18 protein-coding genes are annotated in these 24,201 nt (G+C 34.3%); 9 read left to right on the top strand and 9 right to left on the bottom strand.

The features are described 5' to 3' along the window. Nucleotides 1–50: 50 nt before the first annotated feature. Both MWU65_RS13090 and MWU65_RS13085 read left to right on the top strand, forming a co-directional pair. Nucleotides 51–1,202 (top strand): DNA polymerase III subunit delta', encoded by a 1,152-nt coding sequence (locus MWU65_RS13090; RefSeq protein ID WP_247078558.1) that lies wholly within the window; start codon nucleotides 51–53, stop codon nucleotides 1,200–1,202. Between the two features lie 3 nt (nucleotides 1,203–1,205). Further along, entirely contained in the window at nucleotides 1,206–1,604 is a 399-nt protein-coding gene (locus MWU65_RS13085; protein WP_247078556.1) for a DoxX family protein, read from the top strand. Between the two features lie 79 nt (nucleotides 1,605–1,683). On the opposite strand, the gene MWU65_RS13080 is transcribed toward MWU65_RS13085, so the two are convergent. Next, the gene (locus MWU65_RS13080) at nucleotides 1,684–2,925 is read right to left on the bottom strand and encodes a sigma-70 family RNA polymerase sigma factor (protein ID WP_247078555.1); all 1,242 of its coding nucleotides are present in this window, start codon (nucleotides 2,923–2,925) and stop codon (nucleotides 1,684–1,686) included. Nucleotides 2,926–2,928: 3 nt separating this feature from the next. Continuing rightward, nucleotides 2,929–3,279 carry a YciI family protein gene (locus MWU65_RS13075; RefSeq protein WP_247078553.1) on the bottom strand — a complete coding sequence of 117 codons (351 nt, stop codon included), beginning with the start codon at nucleotides 3,277–3,279 and terminating at the stop codon, nucleotides 2,929–2,931. A gap of 455 nt (nucleotides 3,280–3,734) precedes the next feature. Here MWU65_RS13075 and MWU65_RS13070 point away from each other — a divergent pair, with 455 nt between their 5' ends. Next, the gene (locus MWU65_RS13070) at nucleotides 3,735–5,108 is read left to right on the top strand and encodes an ATP-binding protein (protein WP_247078551.1); all 1,374 of its coding nucleotides are present in this window, start codon (nucleotides 3,735–3,737) and stop codon (nucleotides 5,106–5,108) included. A 69-nt stretch (nucleotides 5,109–5,177) separates the two neighbouring features. Here the strand turns inward: MWU65_RS13070 and MWU65_RS13065 are convergent, their stop codons facing one another. The 6 genes from MWU65_RS13065 to MWU65_RS13040 form a co-directional block, all read right to left on the bottom strand. Further along, nucleotides 5,178–5,684 carry an OmpH family outer membrane protein gene (locus MWU65_RS13065; RefSeq protein WP_247078549.1) on the bottom strand — a complete coding sequence of 169 codons (507 nt, stop codon included), beginning with the start codon at nucleotides 5,682–5,684 and terminating at the stop codon, nucleotides 5,178–5,180. A 360-nt stretch (nucleotides 5,685–6,044) separates the two neighbouring features. Further along, nucleotides 6,045–6,872 (bottom strand): class I SAM-dependent methyltransferase, encoded by an 828-nt coding sequence (locus tag MWU65_RS13060; protein WP_247078548.1) that lies wholly within the window; start codon nucleotides 6,870–6,872, stop codon nucleotides 6,045–6,047. A gap of 3 nt (nucleotides 6,873–6,875) precedes the next feature. Then, complete coding sequence (locus tag MWU65_RS13055) at nucleotides 6,876–7,382, bottom strand: hypothetical protein (RefSeq protein ID WP_247078547.1); 507 nt, start codon at nucleotides 7,380–7,382, stop codon at nucleotides 6,876–6,878. Between the two features lie 185 nt (nucleotides 7,383–7,567). Further along, a complete protein-coding gene (gene mnmG, locus MWU65_RS13050) occupies nucleotides 7,568–9,436 on the bottom strand; it encodes a tRNA uridine-5-carboxymethylaminomethyl(34) synthesis enzyme MnmG (protein WP_247078546.1) in 1,869 nt (622 codons plus the stop codon). Between the two features lie 4 nt (nucleotides 9,437–9,440). Next, nucleotides 9,441–9,860 carry an rRNA maturation RNase YbeY gene (ybeY, locus tag MWU65_RS13045; protein ID WP_247078545.1) on the bottom strand — a complete coding sequence of 140 codons (420 nt, stop codon included), beginning with the start codon at nucleotides 9,858–9,860 and terminating at the stop codon, nucleotides 9,441–9,443. Continuing rightward, the gene (locus tag MWU65_RS13040) at nucleotides 9,853–13,317 is read right to left on the bottom strand and encodes a hypothetical protein (RefSeq protein WP_247078544.1); all 3,465 of its coding nucleotides are present in this window, start codon (nucleotides 13,315–13,317) and stop codon (nucleotides 9,853–9,855) included. Before MWU65_RS13040 ends, ybeY begins: the two co-directional genes overlap by 8 nt. Nucleotides 13,318–13,449: 132 nt before the next feature. Here MWU65_RS13040 and gltX point away from each other — a divergent pair, with 132 nt between their 5' ends. From gltX to MWU65_RS13020, 4 genes are all read left to right on the top strand, one after another. Continuing rightward, complete coding sequence (gltX, locus tag MWU65_RS13035; RefSeq protein WP_247078543.1) at nucleotides 13,450–14,961, top strand: glutamate--tRNA ligase; 1,512 nt, start codon at nucleotides 13,450–13,452, stop codon at nucleotides 14,959–14,961. 120 nt (nucleotides 14,962–15,081) lie between these two features. Then, nucleotides 15,082–16,011 (top strand): SPFH domain-containing protein, encoded by a 930-nt coding sequence (locus MWU65_RS13030; RefSeq protein ID WP_247078541.1) that lies wholly within the window; start codon nucleotides 15,082–15,084, stop codon nucleotides 16,009–16,011. Nucleotides 16,012–16,142: 131 nt separating this feature from the next. Beyond that, entirely contained in the window at nucleotides 16,143–16,682 is a 540-nt protein-coding gene (locus tag MWU65_RS13025) for a sigma-70 family RNA polymerase sigma factor (protein WP_247078539.1), read from the top strand. Nucleotides 16,683–16,694: 12 nt separating this feature from the next. Further along, nucleotides 16,695–17,726, top strand: a complete 1,032-nt coding sequence (locus MWU65_RS13020; RefSeq protein ID WP_247078537.1) for a hypothetical protein — start codon at nucleotides 16,695–16,697, stop codon at nucleotides 17,724–17,726. A 181-nt stretch (nucleotides 17,727–17,907) separates the two neighbouring features. On the opposite strand, the gene MWU65_RS13015 is transcribed toward MWU65_RS13020, so the two are convergent. Further along, on the bottom strand, nucleotides 17,908–19,593 hold the full coding sequence (locus tag MWU65_RS13015) for a glutamine--tRNA ligase/YqeY domain fusion protein (protein WP_247078535.1): 1,686 nt from the start codon (nucleotides 19,591–19,593) through the stop codon (nucleotides 17,908–17,910). A 253-nt stretch (nucleotides 19,594–19,846) separates the two neighbouring features. Here MWU65_RS13015 and MWU65_RS13010 point away from each other — a divergent pair, with 253 nt between their 5' ends. Together MWU65_RS13010 and MWU65_RS13005 are read left to right on the top strand one after the other, a co-directional pair. After that, a complete protein-coding gene (locus tag MWU65_RS13010) occupies nucleotides 19,847–22,099 on the top strand; it encodes a gliding motility-associated C-terminal domain-containing protein (protein ID WP_247078533.1) in 2,253 nt (750 codons plus the stop codon). Between the two features lie 6 nt (nucleotides 22,100–22,105). Then, nucleotides 22,106–24,154 carry a PorP/SprF family type IX secretion system membrane protein gene (locus MWU65_RS13005; RefSeq protein WP_247078531.1) on the top strand — a complete coding sequence of 683 codons (2,049 nt, stop codon included), beginning with the start codon at nucleotides 22,106–22,108 and terminating at the stop codon, nucleotides 24,152–24,154. The last annotated feature ends 47 nt before the right edge of the window (nucleotides 24,155–24,201 follow it).

Here is a 24,201-nt window from a genome sequence, read left to right as displayed (position 1 = left end):
TACAAGCCAACAAGAATTCTAGTTGCTTTCAATTCTATATCTTTGGCATTATGTTATTTCAAGAAATTTTAGGCCTTTCTCATATAAAAAAACACCTTTGCCTAAGTGCAGATGCCGGCAGAATTCCCCATGCCCAACTTTTTGTGGGCAATGAAGGTTGTGGCACCTTACCCATGGCTATTGCTTATGCACAATATTTGTTATGCAAAAATACGGACGGTGAAAATACGGGCGGACAAGAGTCTTGTAATTTAAAATGCAGCAATTTATCACATCCAGATTTACATTTCGCTTTTCCGGTTACCAATTCTGACAAAATTAAAAGTCACGCCGTTAGTAACCATTTTATGGAGGAATGGCGCGAATTTGTAACGGAGCAACCCTATGGAAATTTGTTTGATTGGTACCGACTGATTGGCATTGAAAAAAAACAAGGTCAGATTGGCGTTGATGAAGCCCAAGAAGTGGTGAAAAAATTAGCATTGAAATCTTATGAAGGCGGATATAAGGTGATGATCCTATGGATGGCAGATAAAATGAATTCTGCTGCCTCCAATAAACTGTTGAAACTAATTGAAGAGCCACCAGAAAAAACAATCTTTTTACTGATTGCTGAAGACGAAGAACAAATTATACAGACCATCCGTTCTCGTTGTCAAGTTTTACATTTTCCACCTGTAGCTGAAGAGGCTATTACACAAGCTTTAATCGCTCAAGGTTTAGAGTATCAAGCTGCATTTAAAATAGCCCATGAGGCCAATGGAAATTACAACAAAGCCTTGGATTTGATGAACCATGATTCTGAGGATCTAGTGTTTGAAAAATGGTTTGTACAATGGGTGCGTAGCGCCTTTAGAGCTAAAGGAAATAAAGCCGCTATTCAAGATCTTATTTTATGGAGTAATGAAATTGCAAAAACTGGCCGAGAAACACAAAAGAAATTTTTAGCCTATTGTACCGCTATTATGCGACAGGCCCTTTTGGTAAATTACAATACCAAAGAATTAGCCTTTATGGAAATCCATGTTGACGGTTTTAAATTAGAAAATTTTGCGCCCTATGTGCATGAAAACAATATTTTGGAAATTGTTGAAGAATTAGAGAAAGCATCTTACCATATTGAACGCAACGGAAATGCCAAACTAATTCTAACCGATCTTTCCATTAAATTAACCCGATTATTACACAAAAAAGCAGCTTAAATTATGACGAATTTACAGGAAAATATTACGGAAGTATTGTTACTTATTTTTTTGGTAATTACTTTAATACAAAGTGGCTTAGACAAGATTATGGATTGGAATGGCAACCTCTCTTGGCTAAAAGGTCACTTTAGCCAAACTCCCTTTAAAAATATAGTACCCACCTTGCTTAGTATTGTATTGGTAATAGAGGTGATAGCAGGTACTCTTTGTGGAATAGGTATTGTTCAATTTATTTTAGATGGCACAAGTACAATGGCGTTTTATGGCGCTATTTTATCTTGTATTACCCTTTTGTTGTTGCTTTTTGGACAACGAATAGCAAAGGATTACGAGGGGGCAAAAACAATTGTTATTTATTTTATACCTGCACTTTTTTTAGTTTGGTTGTTAAGCAAATAATTAAACCTGATAAAGCATCATTTTTAGTTATTAATACCCCGGAAAGGCGGATATGAAAACGACTTAATTCGGATATAATTTAAGCCATAAATGCATCTCGTTTCTTCATCAAATAGTTTTTTTCAATCTCATTCGGAACTTTTTCTATGGCAATACCTAAGTAGTTTACCGCTTTTTCACATGCCCCTATATTCTTGAAATACGTTGCCATAACACCATAAAATAAATAGGTTCTTTGTTCAAAATTTTCAGCCTGTAACTGTTCTAAAATTTCTAATGCATCTTGATTTTTATTTAGTTGTAATAAAACTACAGCCAGAGCCAAAGAAATCATAACATTAGGCTCTACTTGTTGTAGTTCTTGGTAGTGCTCTAATATTTTTTGCCAATTGGTTTCATTAAAAGATTTCGCCTTTAAATGTTCTGCGGCAATAGCGGCTTCAATATGATAGGTAGAATAATCTGGAAAGCTGTTTGCTTTCAACAATGCCTCATTTCCTAGATGTATCAAAGGAAAATACCATTTTGTCCGATCTTGATTTTTCAAATCTATACTTTCAAAATTCTCACCCTCCTTTGATGCTAACCTAGAAGAGTGGAAACACAGCAACCCAAATAAGGCATAACTAGCACCACAACGTAATTCTTTCTTAGTGAGTATTAGTTTTGTTAATCGCAAGGCCTCTCCGCAAAGTTCTTTACGTACCAGTAGCTTTTGGTGGTTAGAATGAAAACCTTCATTAAAAATAAGATAAATTACCTCTAATACATTATGGAGTCGTCCTGTCAGTTCCTTTTTATCAGGGAATTTGAAATCAATTTTTTTTATTTCTATTGTTTTCCTCGCTCGGGAAAGTCGTTTTTTTACGGTTTCTGGTTTTAGAAGTAATGCCGCAGAAATTTCATTAGCGCTAAACCCTCCAATAGTTTTTAATGCAAATGCTATTTGATCCTTTGCGTTTAATTTTGGATGACAAGCGGTAAAAATCATGCGCAGTTCACTGTCTTCAATCTCTTCTTTTTCAAAAAAATTATTAAGTGAAATTGCAGACGGACCATAACTAAGCTTTTGCAAACGATTTTTATCGGCATCAATTTTACGCAGCAGATCAATTACCCTGTTCTTTGAAGCCAAAGTAAACCAAGCTTCGGGATTTTCTGGAACTTTATCACGCCATTGAACCGTTGCTTTTGCAAAAGTATCTTGAACTGCATCTTCAATGATCTCTAAATTACACAAGCCAAAAATTCGAGTTAAAATAGAAACCATCTTTCCGTACTGTTGTCTAAAAAGATGGTCTATTAATTGTTGGTTTTTCACGAATTAATTGTTTTCAAAAACCAAAACTTCACGCACCTCTACAGTGCTACCTAAATCATAATCTGGGAAATCTTGAGCTATAACACAGGCAGCATCAAGGTCTTTGGCTTTTATCATATAATACCCCCCCACTACTTCTTTCAATTCTGTAGCTGTTCTGTCTGTAACCGTCCTATTAGGCCCTGTAATTCGCCTAACTTCTGGGTGTAATGCTTCACCATGTTTTACTATACCTTGTTCTTCCATCTTAGCATTCCAGACGAACCATTTACCCATACGTTCTTGTTCTTGCTCTGGTGAAAGTCCCAAATCAGCGTATTCTGTCCCAATAAAAATTAACATAAAATCTTTCATCTTGTTTTTGTTTTAAAATTACTAATTAATTGAATTATACTTCTATAACGATACAAAAAAGTAATTGGGGACAGTTTTATATTATTTTTGGACTTCACATTAAAAAGAGATTTAATACCGAACAGAATAAGTGTTGACTTCCTCCTTATAACCCGGACAATTTAAATTAAGAGAAATCAATGCAAATAGGTAATTAATTTGAAATACAATATTATTTCTGAGACAAACAAAGGATTAGGAATTGCAGTTGCCTTAAAACCACTGTAGTAAATGTTTGCGACACTTTAGATACTAAGCCCAATGTTTTAAATCCCTTTACTAACAAATGGGTTTTTTCAAAAAAAAATAGGGACTAAAATAGAATAGTCTTATTATTGCTACCTTTATTACAATGTATCTATAACCCTAAAACACCAGTATACACTTTAAATGGTTGGTGTGTTTATATTCTTAAAATGATTCAAAAATGGTGGAAATCGTATATAGTTTGGTATGCAAATTATAGCGGGTTTAATAAGAGAAATAGAGAAGAAGGATTGCCCTATTTCAGAGATAAATTGTTTATTTCCATACAATTACTAACCCTTATACTGGGAGCGATCTCTTACATTCCTAGTACTTATACCGCCCTTTCTAGAAATGAAAATAATGTATTTTACATAAATACAACAGCATTGGTGATCTTGTTATTTACTATATTTTATAGACCTCTCAATTATAAGATAAAGAAATTCATTTTCTCGCTTAATTTTATTTTATTGGCCTTTGGTTTGCTAGTTTTCTTAGGATTTCGCGGAAATGGAAGTGTTTTAATTTATATGATTACCATTATGATTACGCTGTATAATGGTAGAAGTGCAGGTTTAAAAGCCGTTCTATTAGCTGCCGTTTTTTATGTTATTCTGCTTTTAAGTTTTAACTACAACTTATTTCACTTGCCTATTTATGAGCAGTTTGAACCTCAAGTATTGATGATCATCATTATCAATAATATTCTTTTTAACCTCCTGATTGTGTTTTCAGTTTCTTTTCTAATCAATCAGTTACACAATGCCTTATTAAAGGAAAACAAATTGCAGCAAGAGCTCTTGGCAAAACACAACAATGCCGTTACTGCAATGAAAAGTGCTGAAAAGTCTGATCGTTTAAAATCTGCCTTTTTAGCTAATGTTAGTCATGAAATAGGTACTCCCATGTATGGGATTTTGGGGTGTACGGATTTTTTAAAAGAATACAATACAGATGATGTTGAATACCAGGAATATGTAGCTCTCGTGGAAGAGAATGGTACAACATTATTAGAAATCATAGCAGATATTGTAAATATCTCAAAGGTTGAAACAGGTTTAGCAGCAATGACCACCACTGCTTTTAATGTAAATGAGGTTATTGATGAAGCATACTCTAGCTTACTGCCTAAAGCGGCGCAAAAGCAGATTTCTTTTACTAAAAACAATCTCGTTACAAGACATGAAGCTATGATTCATTCTGATAAAGGAAAACTAACAGAGGTTTTAAAGCATCTCTTGAAAAATGCCATTAAATATACCCAAAAGGGAGGAGTTGATTTAAAGTGTTACGCTACAAATAAAAACACCATTGAGTTTCAAATAGAAGATAGCGGTATGGGCATCCCTAAAGATCAATATGAAGCTATTTTCGAAGCATTTTACCAAGTTGATACCGATCATAGAAAGGCCTTACACGGCTCTGGTATAGGTTTGGCTATAGCAAAGGCGTATACCGAAATGCTAGGAGGAACTATCAGCCTGAAAAAAAATAATAAAATGGGAACTACCTTTACATTTTCAATACGGACACAATTATAAAATACAATTTCATAAAAAAAGCCTCAGCAATATGCTGAGGCTTTTTTTATGAAAAGTAATTGTAAGCAGTTATTTCTTATAACTGTCGTTTAAAATTTTGATAATTTCATCCGTTAAATTATCCGCATCAGTACCATACAAGACACTACCGCCTTCACCACCACCAAGGATATAGTTAAAACTATTAGCTTCCCCAAAGGCTTTAATTTCTTCTTTTACTTTGTTCACTAACTCATCCATTTGAGTTTGACTAGCAATTTGCAATTGTTGTTCCTCTTGTTGCAATAGCTGACCAATACTCTGACTCTCTTGTTGCAATTGAGCATATTCTTCTTGGGCCTTACTTTGCGCCATTTTTTGAGCTTTAGTTTGAAAAGCCTGAGCTTTAACCTGAAAAGCTTGTTGAATACTATCTCTTTTTTTTCCAAAAGCTTCCACTTTTGAATTGAATTGAGCTTCTAAGTCAATTTTCTCTTGATACTCATTCATCAACTTTACGTTATCTACGTAACCCATTTTGCCTTGTTGGCAACCCACTAAACCAATACATGCTAGTGCTAAAATTATTTTTTTCATTTCTAAGTATTTGATATAAAACTTCCGAACCGACGGAAAGTTTAAATTTAAAGTTGCGCAAAAATAGAAAAGCTTTTTGAATGCGCAACAGATTCATTTGTTAGATTTTTATAAGGGTTGTGAAATAAAGTACAAGCAGGATTATAATTTTATCCCTTTTTAAAATAATAAAGCAGTTCGAAGATCAAATAAATAGTTTTATTAAGTAATAACCAAAATCTATTATACATCCAAATTCCTATAGGTTTTATCTATTGTAAATAACCGCCGTAAACACCTTTTTAAGCCTTGAAAAACGAACAACACACTAATTGGACGTCTAAGGAGGTAAAGGGTTCAGAAATCGCTTTAAAATTGATTTTAATCCTTTTTTATGATGTATATGATGGACGAATACTCCTTTGATCGCAAAGCTGAAAGATTGGACCACAGTCCTCGGTAAAAAGCAGCTATTAAGTTTTGCTGACCTGTCTTATATTTTTCTGACAATAGGGATACATAGAAGGCATCAAAAAGCATGGGTTTCGTTTTAACAACCGTCATTTGGTGTTTCGCAAAAATTCTAGCCATCCCAGTTCTAGAAAAATGCCACAAATGTCTAGGCACATCAAATGCCGCCCAAAATTGTTTGTAATAAACAGCATCATAGGATTTAAAATTAGGTACCGCAATAATCAAGGTACCTTCAGTTTCTAGTTTCGATTTTAATAATTGTATGTGTTCTTCTAAATTTGGTAAATGTTCTAAAACATGCCATAAGGTTATAACCCCATATTTATTATTTGGCAAGTTCTCTAAAGACTCCTTTAAAGCTACTCCTTTAGCTAAGGCTTTTTTTCTTGCTTTAGCATTTGGCTCTACTCCTTCAATTTTCCAATTCTTTTGTTTCGCAGCCATTAAAAAATCACCAGTTCCTGCTCCCACATCCAAGAGCGATTTATTCCCTGAAACCAGCTGTGTTATTAATTTCACTTTCTTTTGCAAGCTGTAGTTTTTTACAGTTTGGTACAATTGATCTACAATCGTTTTTTTTGCATCAGTGTGTGATATATAATCCTCACTTTCGTAATACCTAGCCAAATCTTTAGGTTGTGGCTCCGTTACCAAAAGATCCAATTCCGTATTGTATCGTAATGTAAATTCTTCTTTTGAAACCGAATAATCCTTAGTCTTTAAAAACTCTTTCATTAATTAGTGCTCTTGTAAATTCTGATATTCATCTTTAAGTTGGCGAAGATAATTTAAAACCGGCGTTCTGGAAAGTGCTGCCATATCCAAACAATCGTTTTCTAGATCGCTGTATACTTCTATGGCAATATAATAAAAATCCTCTTGACGAATTTCAGGACTATCTTCCTCCCCGCTTTTTGTTAGCCTACTTACTAAAAAAGGAAACAAATCTATAGTTGTACTCTTTTTATCTACCTCATAAAATGAAAAAAAATATTGATGTTTATTTACAGTAAAAGGAACGTCGTCCATTACTTGCTTATTTCCGAGTTGAAACTTTTCATCTATAAACTGATAAAATGCATTCACATCTTGTTTGTCTTCAAAAACAAAAATATTGCGTTCGGGCAATCCCTTTTCAAACTGTTTTCCCTTTACGATTTTGTAGTTTCCTATTCTTGGGGCCGACTTTACAGGAATACAAGATCCTGTAATAATCAAACAAAAAAACAACAGTACGTATTTCATATTTTATTGTATTTTCAATAATGTCATCAAAAATTAAGCCGAAAATCAACCAAAACCAAAGGCAATTCATAGAAACCTATCGGCTGCAGTAGCAATAAAAACCAATCCTTCGATAGTTTTAAAATTCACAAGAGGTCAATTGTTCCACGTGGAACAATTGACCTCTTGTTGTTAAATTACAACCCTTAGCGTCCCATAAAAACCAAAAGAACACTAATATCACTTGGAGACACTCCGCTAATTCTTGATGCCTGAGAAATCGTTACTGGGCGTATTGCTTCCAGTTTTTCCCGCGCTTCATAAGAAAGGGATTTTAATTTTCGATAATCAAAATTGTCTGGAATTTTTATGTTTTCTAAACGCTGTAGTTTATCTGCATTATTTTTTTCCTTGGCAATATAGCCAGAATATTTAATCTGAATTTCTGTTTGTTCCAAGACCTCCCTATCCAATTCTTCCTTAGCAATAAAGTCAGAAACAACCGCCAAAGTTTTCATGTGATCCATAGTAACTTGCGGTCTTGAAAAAGCCTTAAACATTTTATCAGATTGTTTTACCAAAGCAGAATCTACTGATTCTAAAATTGGATTTATATCTTCAGGAAGTACACTTGTCTCCCTAAAGAAATTTACAAAAGATTCTGACTTTCGTTCCTTTTCTTCCATGCGCCTTAATCGATCATCAGATGCCAACCCAATTTTATGCCCTTTAGGTGTAAGCCTCATATCAGCATTATCTTGACGCAATAAGGTTCTATATTCTGCCCTAGAAGTAAACATTCTATAAGGCTCCTCCGTACCTTTCGTAATTAGATCATCAATTAAAACACCAATATACGCTTCGTCCCTTTGTAGGATTAATGGATTTTCTTCCTTTACTTTTAAATGGGCATTGATCCCCGCCATTAACCCTTGGCTTGCCGCTTCCTCATATCCTGTAGTACCATTAATCTGACCCGCAAAATATAAATTCTCAATTAGCTTCGTTTCTAAAGTATGTTTCAATTGTGTCGGTGGAAAATAATCATATTCAATAGCGTAACCTGGTCTAAAAAACTTAACATTTTCAAAACCTACTACAGAACGCAGCGCCTTAAATTGAACATCTTCTGGTAATGAAGTTGAAAAACCGTTAACATAAACCTCTACAGTATCCCATCCTTCAGGCTCCACAAACAACTGATGTTTATCCTTATCCGCAAACCTATTTATTTTGTCCTCAATAGAAGGACAGTACCTAGGGCCTATACTTTTTATACGGCCATTAAACATAGGAGACCTATCAAATCCTTCACGCAACAAATCATGCACCAAGGCACTTGTATGTGTCATGTGACAATCTCTTTGATGATTCAGTGCCTTTGTATTGGAATAAGAAAATTTTTCTGGAATAGCGTCTCCCGGTTGCACCAGCATTTTAGAATAATCCAAAGAACGTCCATCAACTCTAGGCGGAGTTCCAGTTTTCATCCTTCCACTTTCAAAACCATAACTAAGCAATTGTTCTGTAATCCCCGTTGCCGCTTTTTCTCCTGCTCTTCCTCCACCCAATTGCCGATCTCCAATATGAATTAATCCATTTAAAAAGGTGCCATTAGTAAGGACAACCGACTTAGATCTAATACCTATTCCCAAGGAAGTAGTTACTCCACAAACCTTGCCATCCTCAACAATTAAACCTGAAACCATTTCCTGATAAAAGTCAACATTTGGAGTTCGCTCCAAAGCCAAACGCCATTCCTCCGCAAAACGCATGCGGTCATTTTGGGTCCGAGGACTCCACATTGCAGGTCCCTTGGATTTATTAAGCATCTTAAATTGAATGGCAGATTTATCAGAAATAATTCCACTATAGCCACCAAGAGCATCTATCTCCCGAACAATTTGTCCTTTTGCGATACCCCCCATGGCTGGGTTGCACGACATCTGGCCAATGGTTTGTAAGTTCATTGTAACTAACAAAGTTTTGGAACCTAAATTCGCAGCAGCAGCAGCAGCTTCGGCACCAGCATGACCGGCACCTACAACAATAACATCGTATTCTTTATCAAACATAACTTTAATGTTCCACGTGGAACAATTTAATTTTTTCTTCTTCTTTTTCCCGCATTAAAACACTGTCATTAACCGATTTGTCTTTATAATCACACAAATGCAATATACCATGTGCCATAACCCGCAACAATTCCTCACTAAAATCCACTTTAAATTCAACCGCATTATCGGAAACCCTTTCTTCAGAAATATAAATATCTGAATTCAACAATTTACCCATTCTATAATCAAAAGTAATAATATCAGTATAGGTATCGTGGTTTAAATATTTCTGATTGATTCCAAGCAAGTACTCATCATTACAAAAAATATAATTGATATCTCCAGTTACAAAACCTTCAGATATAATAATCCTATTAATCCAATCGGAAAACTTGGTTTCTTTCGTTAACCTGAACTCTGATTCGTAATGAAAGTTAATCATATACCTTAAAATAACGTTGCACTTTACTTTGAAAAATTTGGTGCAAAGGTAGGGCTTGTCTATTTAAAATTTCAATTTCATTCCGATAATTCTCTAGAGCCTCAGGCTTGGTTGTTATAGGATTTTTAAAGCGTTCTAAATTAGGATCAGATTTACGTTCACTTTTTTCACCTTGCTTCATAGCCGCCCCTTCAAGTTTTAATAATTGATGTTGAATGGTATTCACTTTATTTCTGGTTCTTTCCGTAATACCGTTTTCCAAAAGTTCATTTTCAAAATCTTCCATTTGTTGCAACACCTTTTTCGCCAAATCAATATCGGAATTTGAAATCATATCCTGCAGTTGTTTTTCTAACTCCTGCCTAATAGTTTGTTGCTGTTTATAAATTTCATAAATTTCTTTTAATTCTTCTTCCGAAGGTCCACCGCTTTGTCCAGAACCTTGCCCACCCTCACCTTTGATTGTGTTTTCTCCTAACCCACCTTTTCCATTTTCCTGCTTTTCACCTTGACCATTGCCACCCTTGCCAGACTCACCTTCTTTTCCAGACTCACCTTCTTTTCCAGATTTTCCTTCCTTGCCTTCCTTGCCTTCCCCAGGATTTTTTCCTGACTCAACCGCGGGTTGTTCTCCATCCTTTCCCATCTTTTTTTGTAGTTCTGATTGAGATTGAATAATATCGGGTAATTGAAATCCTTCACCTTGTCCCTTTCCTTTTCCAGATTTCATATCTTCATTCAAATTGTCCAACATACCCGCCAAAAAATCTGCCAAACTATTAGAAGCATTTAATACATATTTCTGATTAGAGATTCCTTGATACATCCTATTTTCCGCTATATTCTCTAGTGATTTGTCTATATTATAATATACCTCCGTAATTTGTTCGTTAACAAATTCGGCTAATTTTATTTGTCGTAATGATAGCGCAAACAAACTATCGTCTACATGTTCAAACAGCCCTCTTAATTCCTTTTGTTTTTTAATAGAACCCGCAAATTGAGACAAATCCGTTTGTCCTAAATCAACTTCCTCGTACAAATTTTCTTGTTTAAAGGAAAACGTAATTAGATTATCTAAAATTTGACGTAACATATTTGCATCTTCCGATATGCTTTCACCACTACTACAACTGGCCGAATCTCGTTGTAATTGTTGGCTTAATTGTTCCATTTTATCAGCAGCAGATTTTTGTTTTTTATTAGCACTATTCGGTTTTTCATTATCATTTGATTCACTATCCGAGGATTTTTTTTCAGCAGGATTACTATTTAATTCCTCTAACGCATCCTTTTGATCCCTAGTAATACTTTCTTGTTTGGACTTGTCTACCTTAATATCTAAAGGTTTTTGTAATTTATCATTATCCTTTTGTAATTCCTTTAATGCATCACCAAAATCTTGAAATTCCAAATTCAATTTCTTCTGTTCTTCTTTTACATAATCTGAATTAAGTTTTACTTCAGAAAGTTTTTCTTGAGCCCTTGCCAATTTTTCAAGTTCATTAGCTAATTGCCCTAATTTTTCAGTGACATAATATTTCTTTGTAAGTTCCAATAATTGTTCCAAATTACGTTCACTATTTTTTTGACTTTTTGCTAATTCTTCCAATCGTTTACCTAATTCATCCTTATTTATTTTATCCGCAATTTTATTTAATTCTTCCAATAACTCTTGGTTCTTTTTTGCTTTTAATTCCTGACGTTCCAATCGCTCTTGTAACAACAAATTTTGTTTGTCATCCCCCTCTTTCTTTTTTAAATTTTCCTTTAATTCCTGACTAAACTTCTCCATCAATTGCTCCTGATTCTGTTGCTTACGAAGGAAATCCTTAATTTCATTTTGATCGTTATAACTAAGATTATTTTTTTCCTTTTGTTTGGTATTAATTTCGGTTAATTTCTCTTTTTGAAGTTTCAACTTGTCTACCGACTTATCAAAATTACCTAAAAGTTCATGTTGCTGTTCTAATTCCTTGTTTTTCAGTTGATTATCATCCAAAATAGAAGTGCTAAATACCTGACTCTTAGCGCCTTTACCTCCATGAAATGTATCATTATCAATAGCCTCAAAGTAAAAGTTATACACCTTACCAGCAACAATAGATAAGCCTGAAGGAAAAGTATAATAAAATTGAGCAACATTTGTTTTAGGTACATCCAAAACAACAACTTGTTTATTTTGAATACTATCTGATGGATAACATACCAAATGAATCCTATTTAACGTATAGTCATCGGAAGCACTTCCAATATAGTAAGACACATTTGGGTTAAGAGAATCTAATACCTGTTCAACATTTATAGTTGGATCTGCATCTCTAATTACCGTAAATTTATATGCAAGGTTTTCATAGTTCTGCACATTTTCATTAGAGGTACTTACTTGATATTCAGTATCTTGAAAAATTTGTTTTGACAATTGAAACCCCTGGCTGTTATTTAAAAAGAAAACAGAACTATCCTTCACCACCAAGGAAATTTCATCTATATTTTCTCCATTGATAGTCCAACTTACAAGGGTACCTTCGGGTATAGTCGCATTTCCAGTACCTTTAAATAACTCCGTTTCTTTTCTGGTATAGTTTGGATAATCTAATTCCATTTCAAAACCATTGAGTAAGGGTACCGATAAAACTTCTAAAGTATATTCTTGGGATTGAACTTCATTTGCTGTAAAATAAAAGGATGTGGTACTATCCGGAGCATAAAAGGTATATTCATAGAAACCGTTTACATATTCCAAAAGCAATTCTTGGTTATTTATAACGATATATACATCCTGAGGTACATACTCGCCACTTGTAGTAATTTGAAGGGTAATACTCTCCCCTTTTAAAAGGGATAAACTAGAGTTAGAAAGGTGAAATAAAAATGGAGCTGGTTGTTCAAAAGCAGTTTCAAAATTAACAACCCTTGCATAGGATCCAAAAAAATTACTTGAATTTCCAGACAACCAAATAGCCACAAAAAGGAGAATTGGTATTAGGGTATATTTTAAATATTTGGTGGTATCCTTAAAGTTAATTGCCTTAACAAAAGGAATAGGATCCATATTTTCCGAACGTTGGGCTATACTCGCTAAAAGCAATTCTGACTTCGTTTTGTCCTCGGCAAGCTCTAATAAGTTATACAATTTGTCACCTACTTCTGGAAAATGTCTTCCTATTAGCAAGGATGCTTCTTTATTTGAAATCCCTTTCTTTAATCGAAACAAATAGAACAAAGGAGTTAAAATAAAATTATATAACAACAGTAAAGTAATCAAAACAAAAGAAAGTAACAATAGTAAGCGTCCTGTAGAATTTAACCAAAGGAAATATTCTAGACCCAAAACAACCAAGAAAAATAATAAGCTAAAACTGAGGAATAAAAGTACTCCCTTTAGCAGTGTTTTGGCGTAATACTTTCTACTAAAAGCGTTTAACTTCCGCAATATGTGATCTAGGCTATCCACTATTTCGTATAATTTATACCAAGATACCCGATAGTTGACAAATAGGTAGAAAAAAATTGTTAAAAAAGGGGGTGTTACAATTAAAATGGACAAATAACTAACCTTATCTTTGCAACATTAATTCAAAAAGTTATGAGTTCTAAAGTTAGAGTACGTTTTGCTCCTAGTCCAACCGGACCTTTACATATTGGTGGTGTCCGCACTGCATTGTTTAACTACTTATTTGCAAAGAAAAACGGGGGTAACTTTATTCTACGCATTGAAGATACAGACCAAAACCGTTATGTAGAAGGAGCAGAAAACTATATTATTGAAGCGCTACATTGGTGTGGAATTTCTTATGATGAAGGACCAGGAAAGGAAGGCGACTTTGGACCTTATAGACAAAGTGAACGGAAACATTTGTATAGAAAATATGCAGATCTATTAATTGAAAAGGGGCATGCATATTACGCCTTTGATACTTCAGAAAGTTTAGATACCCACAGGAAGCAACATGAAACTGAAGGGAAAACATTTATCTACAATTGGCATAACCGCCTAAAACTAGACAATTCTTTGGCACTTAGTACTGAAGAAGTCAATGCAAAGTTAGCAACCAATGAAGACTATGTTATCCGATTTAAGACCCCAGAAAATGAAAATTTAAAGTTAACAGACATCATACGTGGATCTATACATATAGATACAAATGTCTTGGATGACAAAGTACTATTTAAAAGTGATGGTATGCCTACATATCACTTGGCCAATATAGTAGACGACCATTTAATGGAAATAACACACGTTATACGTGGTGAAGAATGGTTGCCTTCCTTAGCACTACACCAACAATTGTACGATGCCTTTGGTTGGAAAACACCAGAATTTGCGCATCTACCCTTAATTATGAAACCCGTTGGAAAAGGCAAACTAAGCAAACGCGATGGCGAAAAGCTTGGTTTTCCCGTATTTCCGCTTTCCTGGAAAGAGTCTGTAGGTTATAAAGAAGAAGGATATTTTCCGGAAGCTGTCGTAAACTTTTTAGCGTTGTTGGGATGGAATCCAGGAACAGAACAAGAAATTTTTAGCCTTGATGAATTAATTAAGGAGTTCTCTTTGGAACGCGTAAACAAGTCAGGGGCACGATTTGATCCAGATAAAACCAAATGGTATAACACCCAGTATTTACAAGCAAAAACTGATGCTAATATTGCGGCATTATTTCTACCCATTGTACAAAAAAATACCGATAATACAGCAGAAATAGCAACTATTGAAACTGTTACAAAAATAGTTTCATTAATTAAGGAACGTGCTTCTTTTGTGCATGAATTATGGGATTTAGGGGATTACTTCTTTAAAGCACCTACCCAATATGCTGAAAAGGCCGTAAAAAAACAATGGAAAGATGGTTCATCAGAAATACTAAACCAATTGGTTATTGTCTTAGAAGGCATTGTTGATTTTACATCAGAAAATACAGAAGCCATAGTGAAGCAATGGATTTCTGACCAAGAATTGTCTTTTGGAAAGGTTATGCCTCCCTTGCGATTGGTTTTAGTAGGTGATATGAAAGGAGTCCATGTCTTTGACATTATTGGGCTAATTGGAAAAAAAGAAACCATACAACGAATTCAGTATGCCATTGCTTTCCTAGGGTAATGTATCCTACTGTATAAATTCAATCTTTTTTCATGAAACCTGTAACATATTATGCTTTATAGCTACATATATATGTACAGTATTTGTACATTTATAATAGTAACCAATAAAAAATTAAATATGAATACTTTTGTGCCCATTATTATAGTAGTATGTCTTGTTATACTTTTTGCGTCCTTTTTTATTGTGAAACAACAAACCGCAGCCATCATTGAAACTTTTGGTAAATTTACAAGTATCCGTCAATCTGGTTTTCAATTAAAAATACCAGGTATTCAAAGAGTTGCAGGAAGATTAAGTCTAAAAATTCAACAGTTAGATGTAATTATAGAAACTAAAACTCTAGATGATGTATTTGTCAAACTAAAAGTTTCTGTCCAATATAAAGTGATAAGAGAAAAAGTATATGATGCTTTTTACAAACTAGATTATCCACACGATCAAATAACATCTTATGTATTTGATGTAGTCCGTGCCGAAGTTCCGAAAATGAAATTGGATGATGTTTTTGTTAAAAAAGATGATATTGCAATTGCTGTAAAAGCAGAATTAAATGATGCTATGCTCGATTACGGTTTTGATATTATTAGAACTTTAGTTACAGATATTGACCCAGATCCTCAAGTAAAAATAGCAATGAACCGTATTAATGCTGCAGATAGAGAAAAAACTGCTGCACAATATGAAGGGGATGCCGCTAGAATACTAATTGTAGAAAAGGCAAAAGCAGAGGCAGAAAGCAAGCGATTACAAGGTCAAGGTATTGCAGATCAGAGACGTGAAATTGCACGTGGTTTGGAAGAATCTGTTGATGTTTTAAATAGAGTTGGCATCAATTCTCAAGAAGCATCGGCTCTTATTGTTGTAACGCAACATTATGATACCTTACAAGCCATTGGTAGCGAAACAAACAGTAACTTAATATTATTACCTAACTCGCCACAGGCAGGAAGCAACATGTTAAACGATATGGTTGCTTCTTTTACCGCCAGTAATATGATAGGAGAAACTATGAAGAAAACGAACAAAAAGTTACCTTCTAAGGAATAAGCTAGATATTTTTATTATTTAAGAAATCCGATAGCGTTAAAAAACGTTATCGGATTTTTCCATTTAACCCCTTTTTCAAAAAAAATAAGGGACCTTTTAGTAAATTGACCATTAAGTAATAAAGGAGCCCTATGAATGATCAAAAAATCTTAGTATTATTTAAAAATAGTGAACAAGAAAAGGCCTTTGTAAAACTATATGCTATATATCCAAAGATTGAAACCCTTATACTATCAAAAGGTGGTAAAAAGCAAGATGCTTCAGATGTTTTTCAAGAAGCATTGCTCATTTTATATAGAAATCTAGAAAAATCCAATTTTAAGCTTACATCTTCATTTTATACCTATTTGTATTCTGTTTCTAGATTTGTTTGGAAAGACATTCAAAAGAAAAATTCAAAACTAAAGCTGCAAAGTTTGGAAGAAAGTGATATAGAATACTATCAAACTGTACTAGATGAACGAAAATATCAACTAGCAGAGCGAGCTTTTCTACAATTAGGAGAACGGTGTCAACAGCTTTTACAATTGTTTTATCACAAAACATTGTCTTTTAAAGAAATTGCTTCCATAATGCAATTTAAATCTGAAAAGGTAGCTAAAAACCAAAAATACAAATGTTTAGAAAAAGCAAAAAACATTTATCAAACAAGTAAATCCGTTACATCTTAACATAAGAAAATCATGGAAAATACAATACAACATATAGAATTAATTAATAATTATCTAAGAAGAACCCTAACAGAAAAAGAGTTTCAAAATTTTGAAAATCAATTAAAAACTAATCCTGATCTAAAATCTATTTATAAGGAACATCTCATATTCTTAGAAGGCCTAAAACGAATTAACTTAAAGCAAGACATAAAAAAAGCCCGTAAAAACTATAAAATGACAAAAGGACTAAAATTATTTGGATACAGTTTTATTGTTGTTTTAATTATTGTTGTAGCAGGCATTTTATTTTTAGCACGACAAAATGAAGTAATACAAGAAAATAAGAATTTGGAGGATAATTATTTAAAAGATACAATTACTCTAAATATTAAACAGGCAGAAATTCAAGCAAAAGAAACAGAAGTTGTAATCATAGAAAATACTGTATCTGTAGCCGGAGTAAAATCTGAAAAATCAATAATTAGGACTAAACCAGTAGAGGGCAAATTAAACCCTACTTCTATACAAACAAGTAAATTACAGAATAAACAAGTTAGTGGTGCAGAACAAGAAAAGGAACAGGCACAGAAAGAGACTATTGTAGTTCCTGAAATTGAAACTAACATTGATAATGGGTTTATGTTTAGGGATAAAAAATACACACTTGAAAACTGCGATATGGCCAATGAATCTTCAATTGAATTATCTAAATGGGAAATAGATCTTTATTGTTGCACATCCTCTTTCTATGATAATCCTAATAATAAATCAATTACCACCTTATTATATTTGAGTATAAAATCTGATGACTTAAATAAACTAAAAAAAGGAAAATACATTTTTACAAACAAGGCTATCACCCTACGAAATTCTATGACATTTTCTGGTTCAATCACAATAGAGAACGATAAAATGGAAATTGTGGGAGGAGAATTTACATTAGATTACGATAATAATGGAATGACAATTGTATTTACATTTAAAGTAAATGAAAAAGAACCTATTTCAGGAAAATATACAGGAAGGTATAACCGTATTTTACAACCTAAACCTAAAATGTAATTTCTAATTCCAAACCAGAATATTTCAGTAAATTATTCGTTAAACAACCCCTATTAAAGAATAATAAAAAAGATATAGAATTATATTGCCGCTATACAAAACGCCCTTAAAACACACTAAAACAATCGGTTTTTAATAGAAAATACCGATTGTTTTAAATATTCTATAAGAAAATACTATACTACTTTTTTTCTTCAATTTTAGCCCAAGAATCTCGTAAGCCAACCGTCCTATTAAAAATTAATTTTTCAGGAGTAGAATCTTTGTCAATATTAAAATAACCAATTCGTTGAAATTGAAAACGGTCTTCAATTTTGGACTCTTTTAAACTAGGTTCTACATAGCCGGTGATTACTTCTAAAGAATTTGGATTTATAAATTCCAGAAAATCTTTGTCCTTATGCGTATCTGGACTTTCATCTGTAAATAAACGATCATACAATCGAACTTCTGCAGCAAGTGCATGCTGCACTGAAACCCAGTGTAGGGTGCCCTTAACTTTTCTTAAGCTCTCTTCTGTACCACTTCCACTTTTACTTTTTGGATCGTAAGTACATTGTATCTCAGTAATATTCCCATCGGTATCTTTTGTACAAGATTCGGCCTTAATAATATAACCTGCTTTTAAACGCACTTCCCCGCCCAATTTTAAGCGAAAGAACTTCTTATTGGCTTCCTCTTTAAAATCGGCCTTTTCTATATAAATTTCACGTGAAAAAGGCAGTTGTCTACTACCAGATTCTGGATCTTCAGGGTTATTTTCTATTTCTAACCATTCTTCTTGCCCTTCAGGATAATTGGTGATAACCACTTTAATAGGATCTAATACACCCATTACTCGAGGAACAATCTTATTTAAATGTTCACGTACATGAAATTCTAACAAAGAAACATCTATTAAATTCTCTCTTTTGGCAATTCCGATGGTGTCAGCAAAATTGCGAATTGATTCCGGTGTATACCCTCTTCTACGCAAACCAGAAATGGTTGGCATGCGAGGGTCATCCCATCCCGTTACTACTCCTTCTTCTACCAAACGCAACAATTTACGCTTGCTCACTATAGTATGACTAAGGTTACGTCTTGCAAACTCCCGTTGTTTTGGTCTTGTTTTCTCAGTATCATAAACCTGGTCTAAAAACCAGTCATACAGTTCTCTATGCATGGCAAACTCCAAGGTACAGAAGGAGTGTGATACCTGTTCTAGGTAATCACTTTCTCCATGTGTCCAATCGTACATAGGATAAATACACCAATCGGTATTTGTCCTGTGATGTGCTTTGTGAAGAATACGATACATGATAGGGTCACGCATCAACATATTGGATGAACCCATATCAATCTTGGCACGTAAAACGTGTTCTCCCTCCTTAAACTCTCCCTTTTTCATACGTTCAAAAAGGTCCAAATTCTCTTGAACAGAACGTTCTCTATACGGACTGGCAATTCCAGGAGCCGTTGGAGTTCCTTTTTGAACCGCCATAGCTTCAGAAGACTGACTATCTACATAGGCTTTTCCGTTCTTTATTAAAGTGACTGCCCAATCGTACAGTTTTTGGAAATAATCGGATGCAAAACATTCGTGATTCCATTCAAAACCCAACCAAGCAACATCCTTTTTAATGGCGTCTACATACTCTTGTTCTTCTTTTGCCGGATTGGTATCATCAAAACGCAAATTTACTGGTGCACCATAGCGCAAACCCAGTCCAAAATTTAAGCAAATGGAACTCGCATGACCAATGTGTAGATACCCATTAGGCTCTGGTGGAAATCGAAAACGTAAATCCTCTTTTGGAAAACCTTTGGCCAGGTCTTCTTCGATAATATGTTCTATAAAATTTAATGGTTTTGAGCCGTCGTTCATAGGGTGAAATTAGACGGCAAAGGTACAAAAATAGATTAATTCTAGCACCCTTAAATATAGGGCAGCATACAATAAAAGCAATTTCACAACATATTTAATCAGTACTACAACAATAAATTTATGAACAACTTATAAACAACCATATTTGTTATAGAAAAAGATAAGCTCCCACTTATCCAAACTCTAACGAACTTAAAGATTAATCTAACGAACTATGTCCCCAGACAATAAAATAGTTACAAAACACTTTACTATGAGAACCATACCTACATCTCTATTGGTACTATTATTGTTTACTACATTTTCATTTAAAATGAGCGCGCAAATTTTGAATGCGCCCAAACCTATTGCCGATCCAAACGGAGGCGGTACTAGCGGATGGACAGCAGCCTGCGCTTCTTCCTCATTTAACAGTTACTGGGTTAATTTTTCTTGGGTTAATGCACCCGCGGTTAAAAGCGATAACAAATTTATTTTAGAATTATCCGATGCTAATGGCAACTTTGGTAGCCCTGTGCAGCTTGCTAGTTTTGATGATAAAAATGCAACCTACGATTTCAACATCAACTTTTCAATCCCTACTGATACTAGAGGTGAACAATATAAGATACGAGTAAAAAGTACGAGTCCAGAAAAAGTTAGTCCAGCCTCTGGTCCATACTCAATGTACTATATAGAATTTAATTCACCTATTTTAATGAGTAGAGATGGCAGTGGAAACATTCCATCAGGTGGTAAATTAGAAGTATGTGAGGGCACTGCTGTTACTATAGCACCACACAATGTTCCCAATGCGGAAACCTACCTATATAATTGGTATAAGAGCGGAACCTTATTAAGTGAAAAAGGAGCATCATTAACAACCACAGCAGCAGGAATGTATTCTGTTCAAATAGATTACGGTACTATTTGCTCTGGTTCTGCAAGTACAGATTCTAACATTATTGAAGTAACCACAGGTACTAAATTAGGGATAGCACTTAACTCCCCTTCTAAAACAAGTTTATGTTCTAGTGAAACAGAAACACTTACGGCCAACATATCCGGACAAGGGTTAACCTATGTTTGGTATAAGGATGGTGTTGCAATTACCAGTCCTACTACAGACGACCATACCTATACTGTTAACGGTGCTACCCCTAGTTTTGAAGGCGACTACACTGTAGAGATTAATGGCGCTGGAGTTTGTTTAGAACGTTCTGCAGCAATTACAATGGCAACTGCAGCTAATATCACATTAAGTAGGGACAATGAAGCCAATATGGTTATTCTTCCTGGTAAAAATAAAACCTTACAAGTTACAAGTAGTGATTCTGGAGCTGCATATACTTGGTTTAAAGATGGTATTGAGGTAGCAGGACAAACAGCAAATACCTTGGTTATTACAGAGGCAGCAGAATACTTTGCTCGTGTTTCTGATGCTAGTGGTAGCTGTCCTTATTCGATTGATTCTGAAAAAACAACGGTTGTAGCCCCAGTAGCCTTTGAAATCACTGTAAATTATACGACCCCTTATACGGCTTGTGAAAGCACAACGACAATCATAGCCGTTGAAACTATAAACGCCATTGCCGCCGATAATTCCAAAACCAACGTGACTGCAGATTTAGTAGATGACTTCTCTTTCCAATGGAAAAAGGATGGTGTTACAATAACGGGAGAGAATTCTAAAAATATTACGATAAATAATGTAAGTGCCAATGGTAGCTATATAGTAAATGGAGGAATTACTGGTTACAGTACTATAGATTCCAATGCAATACCTGTTCAATTATTAACCTCTGAAACGGTAAGTATTACAGCTAGTAGCAACACATTTTGCAGCCCTAGTAACCCTGTGCTTTTAAGTACATCAACGAACTTAAATGGTGAAACCTTTACTTGGTATAAAGATGGCAATGCTTTTAATAGCACCGATGAAACCTTAAGTAGTATAGAAACAGGAACATTTGTTCTTGAAGTTATTAAAAACGGTTGTGCTTTACGCTCAAATGAAGTAGTACTAGTTCCCTTAGATGAAGACTTAATCACTCTAAATAGTGATGATCCTGTTGTCTTGGTTGAAGGTCAGACTAAATCTATATCTGCAAGTGGTGGAACGTCTTATACCTGGTATAATGCAGCAAATGAAGAGTTAAGCACTACCGACTCAGTAGAACTATCTACAGAAGGCACCTATACCCTTATGGCAAAAATTGATGCCTGTGATATCGTAAAACAATTTACCGTGTCTTACAAAGATACTTTTAATGTTCCCAATGTAGTAACGCCTAATGGCGATGGAAAAAATGACCTTTGGATATTGCCCACTTCTTATTCAAACAATGCCAATGTTACTGTTATAATATACAACAGCAATGGAGAAGAAGTCTTGAACGAAAAAGATTATAAAAACAATTGGCCCAATTCATCTATGTCATTTCCAAAGCAGAATATGGTGTTTTTCTATAAGATAATTGATGCACAGAATTCTCAAAAACAGGGAACTATAACCATAATAAGATAATTAAAAATGTTTAAGTTTAAATACATATACTTTCTTTTATTAGTAACGATGGTGCTGACCAATGTTAGCGCACAGGAAGAAAACCCTTATCTTTCTTATGATGTACCATCTCAAAACTTATTAAAATACAATAGGTTTTTAATAAACCCTACTTTTTCTACAGTACGGGAAGACAAGTCCTATGTGAACTTATTACATAGAAATCAATCTGTAGCATTTTCTGATAACAATCAAAATTACTTTTTAAGCTATAGTGGTCGTGTAAATGACCGTACTGGTTTGGGTATTAGTGTTTACCAACAAACCGCTGGTACATTAACCAATTATGGGGTTTTAGCCAATTACGCCTATGGTGTGAAGTTAAGCGATAAAAGCAACTTTACTTTTGGTGCAAACCTATCGTATTACGCAAGTGGTTTAGATCAGAACAGAATAAACGCTGCAGACCCTGATGATCCATTTTTAAATGGTCAAAAAGATAATCTATTACAATTTCAACCTGGAGTAAACCTTTCTTATGGTAAGTTTGATGTTGGTTTATACGCAGAAAACTTATTTGACTACAACCTTAAAACTAGTGAATCTGTATCTGAATTTGCTGAGAAAACATTTTCAGGACACTTGCAATATACCCATCAGTTTAAAACTACTGCTGGCATCCTAGAAGAAGGTAGGTTAATGCCATTGGCCAGAGTTCGTAAAGCTGGGGAAGATAAAATTGTCCTTGGCGGTAGTCTTATTCTAGATTTACCAAAATTGGGATGGTTGCAAGCAGGATATGACGATCATTACGGTGCTGCAGCCGGACTTGGTTTTAACCTCAACAAACGTTTGTCTCTAGGGTATACTATGGAAAAAAGTGTTGCTGGAAATTTTGATAATTTTGGTCTAACTCATGAAATATCGTTGGCCTACGCTTTCACTCCTAATTTAACTGAAGACAGAGTAATGTTAGAAGACACTGATGATTTGGTGGAAGAACAAGACAAGTTATTAGAAAACGATGAGGTTGTGTCCGCCGAAAAGATTGAAGAGCTAAAAAGAAAATTAGCTGAAAATGATGCAATATTAGCAGAACTAATGTATAGACAAGATTCATTAGAAGTAAACAGACAAAAAGATTTAGAAAAAAGATTTGAAATGGTTATGCGTATGGTTCGTAGTGAAACCAAAGGGAAGCGTCCCGACTTAGAAAAAAAGGCTAAGAAAATGTATTTTATCAATAACAATACAGCATTGGTAGATACCTCTAATAAAAAACCAATTGGTATAGAAGATACCTTTCAAAAGCAAAGTAGTCAAACTGCTGTTGTTAAAAAACCGATTACAGTTAAAGACGCCACAGCCAACAATGCCACTCAAGCTACATCAAAACCGAGTAACCTAACCAAAGTAAAAAGTAGAAAATTTAAAAACTTAGCTGGTGTTGCTCAAGGATATTATGTGGTTGCCAATGTATATAAAGGCAAGGGCTACTTAAACAAGTTTATTGCAGAATTAGATAAAAAAGGGATAAAAGCAGACTATGTAGAAAACCCAAACAATGGTTTAAAATATGTTTACTTGGAAAAGTATAATACTTGGGAAGAAGCAGTTGCTGCTCATAATTCTAACATGAACGATACCTACAAAGGTATGATGTGGATTATGAATGTGGATAATAGCAATTATTCAGACAAGAGATATGCCTCTACGGATACACCAGCACCCAAATTTCCAAAAAGCAACAAAACCAACAATGTTGTTGCTAAGGACAATGTGGTGTCTCGTTTACCCAAAACAAAAACAATCAAATTTAAGGCTGTAGCGTCAGGTTTTTACATTATTGCAAATGTGTTTGCCAATGAAAATAATGCTAAAAAGTTTGTAAAGTTACTGAATAGCCAAGGGCTTAATGCCAGTTATTTTATTAACCCAGAAAATAACTACAGGTATGTATATCTTAAAAAGCACGGTTCATGGAACAATGCTTTATCCTCCTATTATTCAAAAATAAACAGCTCATACCAAGATAAAATGTGGATCATGAGAGTATCAAACAACCATATAACCTAAGACAGATGAAACCAATATTTTCAAAAATAATCCTCTTTTTTGCCATA

Origin of the sequence: Cellulophaga sp. F20128 (assembly GCF_023015805.1) — a bacterium.
In the GTDB taxonomy this organism is placed as follows: Bacteria; Bacteroidota; Bacteroidia; order Flavobacteriales; family Flavobacteriaceae; genus Cellulophaga.
This window is presented reverse-complemented; position numbering and strand designations above follow the sequence as displayed.